Below are 7,544 nucleotides of genomic sequence, written 5' to 3'. Positions count from 1 at the left end.
TTGTTAGCGATCGCTGGTTTTTGATCCTACCTCACCAAATCGCGTTGCTCCCATCTATTACTTAATTGAAAGTAGTTCTAAGAAAAATACAGTGAGTAATAGTTTTGATGCTGGTGAAATTCTCTTCCCAAACAAACTACTCGAAAACGATCCGGCGACCAAAGCAGACCCTCTGTTTTTTACACTATGGGAAGACGATCCTGGCTCTGGCCCTTCTTTCGATGACAAATTTAGCTCCATACGCCAATTTGCCGGTAGCGATCCAGGCACAATCAAAGACGGCGGAATTTTCTTTGATGGAACACCTGGCTACTTTCGATTTACGTTTTCTGGAAATGGCGGCCAGTATGAACTAGGATTTGATGTTAAATAGATAAATAAAAGTTCCTTGTGTGCTTGTATCTGAAAATGATCTTTCAAAGCCCAGATGAGTTTTGTAAGTAGAAGCTTGGTCCCTGCTTACAAAACAGATTAAAAGTATGAATAAATCCGTTGGCTTTCTCAGATATGGCTCAGATTTTGCAAGTTAAAAATCAAAAAATCCCGACGGCAAAAATTGTCAGCTTGTTGGCGATCTATCAGCTGTTTCCCCAATTTTTACGTGAGATTATCACTGATCAGGCGATAGCTTCTTTTACCTGTACGCTCGAAGAAAAAGCCAGTGCTTGTGAGCAATTTTATGAGAAATGGCAGCTTACTTCCGAGTTAAGACGTCAGCAATGGCTAGAACTCTATGAAATGACTCCAGAGCAGTTAGAAACTATAGCTATCCGAGAACTAAGAATTGAGAAGTTTAAACAAGCTAACTGGGAGCCGAAAATTGAAAGTCATTTCCTTAAGCGTAAGTCTTCGCTAAACAAAGTAATTTATTCTTTAATCAAGACAAAGGATGAAGGGCTTGCTGACGAGCTTTATTTCCGACTTCAGGAAGGAGAGCAGTCCTTTACTGAACTAGCTCGACAATTTTCTCAAGGGCCAGAAGCAAAAAGCGGAGGTTGGTGTGGACCAGTCGAACTCGGTAAAATCTCCTCAAAGCTAGCACAAATGTTGTATGGCAGTAAAGCGGGTCAACTATGGCGTCCTACTCGTTTAGGAGAATGGCTGGTGATTGTCAGATTAGAGATACTTATCCCAGCTTTACTAGATGAGTCAATGCGCCAACGATTGCTAGATGAACTCTTTGAAGCCTGGCTAGAAGAAAAACTAGTTGAACTGACCAATGGTGGCTGGATCTCCCTGGATTGACCTCGAATTAAATTTGCTCCAATATAAAATCACTCAAAGACTACTGTTCTATTACCATATACTAATACACGATTTTGCAAGTGCGATCGCACTGCTCTTGCTAATACAACTCTCTCCAAATCTTTGCCTTTTCTCACCAAATCATCAACTTCATCACGGTGGGTAACTCGCACTACATCTTGTTCAATAATTGGGCCTGCATCTAAATCAGCAGTAGCATAATGTGCCGTTGCTCCAATAATTTTTACACCCCGTTCAAAAGCTCGGTGATAAGGGTTTGCTCCGATAAAAGCTGGTAAAAACGAATGATGTATATTAATAATTTGCGGAAATTGACTAATAAAATCTGCACTAACAATCTGCATATATTTCGCCAATACAACTAAATCTATTTTGTACTGGCGCAGTAATTCTAGTTGTTGGGTTTCTTGTTCTGCTTTATTATCTTTATTGATGGTAATGTGCTGAAAGTCGATATTAAATTGATCTGCAACTACCTTTAAATTAGAATGGTTACTAATAATTAAAGGAATTTCAGCAATAAATTCTTTAGCGCGTTGTCGCCAAATTAAATCAAATAGACAGTGGTCTTGCCGACTTACCCAAATAGCAATGCGTGGTACTGTATCAGAAAAACGTATTTCCCACTTAGCTCCTAAAGGTTGTGCGATCGCATTAAATGCAGGAGCAATAAATTCTCGCGGCAAATTGAACCCCTCTAACTGCCATTCAATCCGGGTAAGGAATAACCCAGCAGCAAAATCTGTATGCTGATCTGCATGGATAATATTACCACCATTAGAATAGATGAAATTGGCAAATTTCGCTACCAGTCCCCGTTGATCGGGGCAGGAAATCAGCAATGTTGCTGTCGGATTTGTCATAATAATATTGCCAGATTTTGAATTAATTATTTGCTGTTTGTCGGAGTCGGTTTAGGAATCGTAAGCGGAGGAAGTTTCTGGCTATTATCTACAGGTTGTTTCCACTCTGATAGTTCCCGATTTACGGCATTTGCAAAATCTGTAGATACCAACAGCACATTTATATTTACATCGAGTTTAGCAGTCGGGTCAGCTTGAGCATATAATAAACGCCCGTTAAAGTTAGATTTACCCAAAATCAACTGATGGCTTTGTCGGTTTTTCAGAGTGATATTGATGGTTGCTTGGGGTTGATCTAGGGCAAATTCTTTAAGGTCTTTTGTTGGAGTTGATAGAGTACGCTCACTATTACCTTTGACCAACAAATCCATTAAATAAGAAACAATGGCATCATTTGCTGGCCCAGATACCGGAGATTTGATTAACCACTTGGGGTTACTACTAGATTCAGGGTTACGTTCCAGATTCAGGGTGAGTTTTTTTGTCTTGACTGTTAAAGATTGCACATCATCTTCCCCAAAAGAGAAAATTTTCTGCTTTTGCTCTTTGGTTTCTTCTCGCACAGTTGCACCCCGAATTTCATAGAAGTAAACAAAACCACCTAAACCCAGCGCTAGCAGTATCAAAATTAAAGTCGTTCGCGGCAATTTCATTTTTTAGTCATTTGTCATTTGTCATTTGTCATTTGTCATTGGTAAAGAGTTAATATTTATAACTCCTAACTCCTAACTCCTAACTTACTTCTTACCGTCGTTTCCACCAAATAATAACTGCGATCGCAAACCCAATTAGAGGTAAAAGCAACAGAGATGACAATATTAGAAGATTGCCTTGTGTGGTTGTCAAGGTTATCCGACGATTTTTCGGTTCTTTGGGGCGAATAGAAAGGGGTTGCTGATCCTGTTGACTCAGCCAAGTAACTGAGTTGAGGAATACATCTCCATTTAATTGCTGTTGAAACAAGCCATCGGTGGCGAAATTGGAATTTCCTAAAACCACTAAACGGGACTCGGTGGCTGTTTGAGATGAGGGAGTGGGGCCAGGAGGGACAGGGGGAGTGGGGGAAGCCTTGCTTTGAGTGGTTGGTGATGGTAGAGGTAAGGCTTGCGGAGTCTTGGCGGAAGGGGAAGGAGTAGGGCTAGTCTTGCTTTGAGTGGTTGGTGATGGTAGGGGTGAAGGTGTAGGTGCAGGTTGGGGAGTGGAAGCAGATTTGGGTGTTTGTTTTCTGCTTAAGGCAACGCCCAAGGTTAGAGGCCCTTTGAGGTCTTTATCTGCATTAAACTCCAATTTTTCGCTTTGGAGGTCGCTTTCTGCCCAGCTTTTGGGATAGGGTTTAGTTTGTAGTAATGGAGTAGCCTGAACATCAGGTACAGAGGTAATTTCCAGTGGTCGAGCAATCGGATAAAAAGAATTACCGTTACCGAAATCTTTGGTAATCGGATGTTGTCCGTATTCTGTGACTAAGGGCGCAGCAGGGCCAAGCCCCACAACACTTTCGCTAGAGACATCGACTGCTAAACGATTATCCAAGCGAACACCCCACTCTTGTAGCAAGTTGTTAAGTTTGGGATCGGTATTAGGATCAATCATCAGCAGTAAGTTACCACCGCGATTAAGATACTCTTGCAAAGCTTTGACTTCGCCTTCAAACAGCCCTCGCTTGGGGCCAGCTACTATCACTACAGCCGCATCTTGAGGAATTTTGGAAGTTTCTCCTAAATTCAGGGGTGATGTTGTAAAACTTTTATCGCCTAACGCCTGAACTGCTTGTGATATTGCATCTTTACCAGGCGAAAGTTGGCGTTCGCCATGACCTTGGAGTAAGTAAGCTTTGGCTGTGGTTGAATTTGTTAGTTGTTGCAGGCGACTAGTTAATCTGATTTCTGACAATCGCTCATTTTCATTTATCGTCTGTACTAATTGCCGTTTATCTCCAGATTCTAAATAAACTTCCCCGTAATCTTTCACGCCAAACTTTTCTGCCAATCCTGGCCTAGTTTGGGGGTCGATGTACTCATATTTAAATTTTGAGCTTTGGCGCTGATAATTTTCTAGCAGTTCTCGGTCTTGGGGATTCTGGTTAATATCAAACACCCACACCTTAACTGGCTGTGGTAAAACCCTCACAAGTTCGCGTGACTGGGGCGCAAGGGTAAACAATTGAGCCTCTGTTAAGTCTGCTCGCAGGTGATAGCGAGTTCCCAAAAAGTTAATCAATCCTAAAATTGCCAACACTGCCAGAGTTGCTACTAAAGCATTAGTACCAGCTTGGGTAGAACGACGCTTCCACCAGTTAGTTTCGTAGCTTTGCCATATTATCCCCAACCCACTGATGACAATTCCCGTAATCAGAAATACTAATGGGATTAGTCCCCACTGTTCTGAGACTAATCCAACTGTTAAGCCGACAGTAATTAGGAACGGTCCCAACCAAAACAGATATTTCCACAGTTTCTTTTTTGCAACTATCTTCATCTTATTTGTCATTTGTCATTTGTCATTTGTCATTGGTCATTTATCGTTGGTTATATATCACAAATTAGTGACAGGTAAAAATATATCCACGAAAATTGATTGATTAAATAAAAATTAGCAAGACAACTGAATCAATGGCAACAAAGCGGTTTCAAAAATTACAGGTGTATCAATTATCAGAACAATTAGCTGATGACATTTGGAAAATTGTTGAGGGATGGAATTTTTTTGCAAAAGATACGATTGGTAAACAGATTGTACGTTTGGCAGATAGTCTCGGTGCCAATATAGCAGAAGGTATAGGAAGAGGTAGTTTTCAAGATAATAGACGTTTTATCAAAATAGCGAGAGGCTCTTTGAATGAAACTCAACATTGGTTAGACGGGCTTATACTCGTAATCTTTTAACTACCGAACAGATAAATGCAATCAAAACAATCATTAACGAACTAGCTCCGAAATTAAATTCTTATCTAAACTCAATTGGCAATGTCCCAGATGACAAATAAAAAATAACCAAGGACAAAGGACAAATGACAAATGACTATTGTCTTTGAAAGCGCAGTGCATCAATTGATTGAGCTGTGAGAAAAATACCCAAAAAAATGTAACTGGCGAATAAAATTAAGGCGCTGGTATCAAAAATGCCTTGAATTAAAGTGTTGTAATGTTTCAGTAATGATAGATAACCTAAAGCTTCGCCCAACGGGCCAGGGACAATTTTGGCGATTAAATCAATCAATAACAATAATAAAATTACTGCAAAGGTGAAAACGGCAGATAGGATTGTGCTGTCTGTTAATGAAGAAATAAACATTCCTAAAGATAAAATTGATGCTGCTAGTAAGATTAATCCAAAATGACCCAGTAAAGGAATTGAGAGCGCCATTGGTGGATTTGATCCACTGATTGTGATCGCTTCAAACACTAGCATGGGTACAACCATTGTGGTAAAAAATGTTAGCACACCTAATAACTTACCTAAAGCTACCGCCCAATTGGTAATTGGTGAGGTGGCTAATAATTCTAAAGTGCCCCGCTTACGTTCTTCGGCATAGAGTCCCATCGAGAGAATTGGCAGGATAAACAACAATAGCCACCCCATGCGATCTAAAAATGCCCGGATAAATTCATAGGGAACATCTATCGGCGGTACTGGCACTCCGAGTTGTTGCCCTTGTGCATCTATTGCCGCAACTCCTACCAATATCCCATCTGGGCCTAGCAAAATCATCACGAAGAATAACCCCGCGATGAGCCAAAATATGCCTGCGATCGCATAAGCCAAAGGTGATACAAAATAACTCTGTAACTCTCGGCGATAAATGGCAATAATATTACTCAGCACTACACCCATTTACGCTGCCTCTCCTTCGTTGTCTGCTGCTAAGTCTACCTCAGTATCGAAATTTTTCTCTTCTGTGGTCAGTTGCAAGAACACATCTTCTAAGGTAGCGTTAACTCGCTTCAGTTCATGTAAACCGAATCCTGTCCGCACTAATGTTGTGGCAATATCCTTTCCTGGTTCTTTTCCCGGTTGCGATATCACCCGCAGGTAAGCGCGATTTGTCTGGGGTTGATGGCCTCCGGTTGTCAGAATTGATTCTACCAAACTCACACCCGCGACTTTTTGCAATACCTGTTTCGCTAGGGCAGCTTCTCCTTCTATTTCCAATTCATACCCAGAGCCACCTGTCAACTGAGTCATCAAGTTTTCTGGTGTATTAGTTGCCACAACTTTACCGCGATTGATGATGGCGACGCGGCTACAAGTCATGCTCACTTCTGGCAGAATGTGCGTGGAAAGAATAATTGTGTGAGTCCCAGCGAGACTTTTAATTAAATTCCGCACCTCAATTATTTGCCGAGGATCGAGTCCAACGGTGGGTTCATCTAAAATGATCGCTGGTGGATCGTGGACGATCGCTTGAGCAATTCCTACTCTTTGGCGGTATCCTTTAGAGAGTTTGCGAATAATCACCCGCCGCTTATCTTCTAAGTTGCAGCGTTCGATAGCGGCTGTTACCTTGTTGGGGCGATCGCCTGCTGATACTCCCTTAATTCGGGCGACAAAATGCAAAAATCCTTCCACCGTCATGTCTGGATATAACGGCGGTGTTTCCGGTAAATAACCAATGCGTTGGCGTACAGCTAGGGAATTTTCATGGACATCATAACCAGCAATTCGGGCATTTCCATTAGTTGCCGGTAAATAACCAGCCAGAATCCGCATGGTTGTGGTTTTACCAGCGCCATTGGGGCCCAACAACCCTAAAATCTCCCCAGGTTCGACGCTAAAAGTGACATCAGTAATCGCTGGGGTGGAACCGTATATTTTACTCAGATGTTCAACTTCGATCATCGGTATAGTGGCGATCGCAATTTATAGAATACCCAATAATCTTAGATCACGATATTGGGTATGGGGGATTGGCACTAAGATTCGCCGATAATGGGTAAAGTTCCTGAAAAACTTAACCACCGAGCAAGCTTCCTTACAAGGGTTAGGGGAAAAATTAAAGCCTTTCTCCTTGTAAGGCTACGGTATACGCACAAGTCGAAAAATCCTCTACCCACATTTTTTTGTCAGAGTGAAACTGTCACACTCACCAACATCTTGCCCACAACTGAAGTTCAGGGCTGATACTATTTCACTTTAATAATCATACAAATACGTTAGCAAGGGCATGGCATTGCCATGCCCCTACGATAAATCTATATATATCAAGGTTTTTGTGAATTGGTATAATAGCTAAAATCTACTCAAGTGGACTAAATGATTAATTCAGTCCACTTGAGTGGAGTTCAGCTATGAGACTTAGAATTCATTCCGAGGCTGAATAGAAACGCAGTGCGAGATTTATTTAGGCGAAACAATGGCATTGTTAGTCAAAACAATGCCATTGTTAGCCGAAACAATCGCATTGTTAGTCGAAACAAT

Annotated in this window: 7 protein-coding genes and 1 pseudogene; 3 read left to right on the top strand and 5 right to left on the bottom strand. The window is 41.4% G+C overall.

The genetic code is table 11. From position 1 onward, the window contains the following. The first annotated feature begins 91 nt into the window (after nt 1-91). Both ACFE90_RS33990 and ACFE90_RS33985 read left to right on the top strand, forming a co-directional pair. A complete protein-coding gene (locus ACFE90_RS33990; protein ID WP_375506692.1) occupies nt 92-373 on the top strand; it encodes a hypothetical protein in 282 nt (93 codons plus the stop codon). A gap of 134 nt (nt 374-507) precedes the next feature. Then, nucleotides 508-1,245, top strand: coding sequence for a peptidylprolyl isomerase (locus ACFE90_RS33985; protein WP_375506691.1), 738 nt, complete (start codon nt 508-510; stop codon nt 1,243-1,245). A 29-nt stretch (nt 1,246-1,274) separates the two neighbouring features. Here the strand turns inward: ACFE90_RS33985 and purU are convergent, their stop codons facing one another. The 3 genes from purU to ACFE90_RS33970 form a co-directional block, all read right to left on the bottom strand. Continuing rightward, a complete protein-coding gene (purU, locus tag ACFE90_RS33980) occupies nt 1,275-2,129 on the bottom strand; it encodes a formyltetrahydrofolate deformylase (protein WP_375506690.1) in 855 nt (284 codons plus the stop codon). A 26-nt stretch (nt 2,130-2,155) separates the two neighbouring features. Continuing rightward, the gene (locus ACFE90_RS33975; RefSeq protein WP_375506689.1) at nt 2,156-2,782 is read right to left on the bottom strand and encodes a DUF4340 domain-containing protein; all 627 of its coding nucleotides are present in this window, start codon (nt 2,780-2,782) and stop codon (nt 2,156-2,158) included. Nucleotides 2,783-2,873: 91 nt separating this feature from the next. Next, nucleotides 2,874-4,604 carry a GldG family protein gene (locus ACFE90_RS33970; RefSeq protein ID WP_375506693.1) on the bottom strand — a complete coding sequence of 577 codons (1,731 nt, stop codon included), beginning with the start codon at nt 4,602-4,604 and terminating at the stop codon, nt 2,874-2,876. Nucleotides 4,605-4,738: 134 nt separating this feature from the next. Here ACFE90_RS33970 and ACFE90_RS33965 point away from each other — a divergent pair. Beyond that, a pseudogene (locus ACFE90_RS33965) lies at nt 4,739-5,112 on the top strand (four helix bundle protein). A gap of 35 nt (nt 5,113-5,147) precedes the next feature. Here ACFE90_RS33965 and ACFE90_RS33960 read toward each other — a convergent pair. Together ACFE90_RS33960 and ACFE90_RS33955 are read right to left on the bottom strand one after the other, a co-directional pair. Further along, a complete protein-coding gene (locus tag ACFE90_RS33960) occupies nt 5,148-5,960 on the bottom strand; it encodes an ABC transporter permease (protein WP_375506688.1) in 813 nt (270 codons plus the stop codon). Continuing rightward, a complete protein-coding gene (locus tag ACFE90_RS33955) occupies nt 5,961-6,965 on the bottom strand; it encodes an ABC transporter ATP-binding protein (protein WP_375506687.1) in 1,005 nt (334 codons plus the stop codon). Nucleotides 6,966-7,544 lie beyond the last annotated feature (579 nt).

The organism is uncultured Nostoc sp. (assembly GCF_964245445.1).
Classification (GTDB): Bacteria; Cyanobacteriota; Cyanobacteriia; order Cyanobacteriales; family Nostocaceae; genus Nostoc.
Note: the sequence above shows the minus strand (reverse complement) of the source record. Positions and strands in the feature narration are given on the sequence as shown.